A 290-nucleotide genomic window follows, 5' to 3' on the forward strand; every position below is an offset into this window, starting at 1 on the left:
CACACAGATTGTCTGATGAAAAGTAAATAGCAAGGCGTCTTGCGATTGAGACTGTACGTCCCCTTCGTCTAGAGGCCCAGGACACCGCCCTTTCACGGCGGTAACAGGGGTTCGAATCCCCTAGGGGACGCCACTTGCTGGTTCGTGAGTGAAAGTCACCTGCCGTCATATCTCAAAACTGACTTGCGAGTCACGTTTGAGATATTTGCTCTTTAAAAATCTGGATCAAGCTGAAAATTGAAACGACACACAGCTCATGTGTGTTCGAGTCTCTCAAATTTTCGCAATCA

Annotated in this window: 1 tRNA gene; it reads left to right on the top strand. The window is 47.6% G+C overall.

The window, feature by feature from the left end:
• Positions 1–57 precede the first annotated feature (57 nt).
• Positions 58–133, top strand: a tRNA-Glu gene (locus G6Q29_RS21565).
• The last annotated feature ends 157 nt before the right edge of the window (positions 134–290 follow it).

This window comes from Enterobacter cloacae (genome assembly GCF_011078175.1).
GTDB lineage: Bacteria > Pseudomonadota > Gammaproteobacteria > Enterobacterales > Enterobacteriaceae > Enterobacter > Enterobacter cloacae_Q.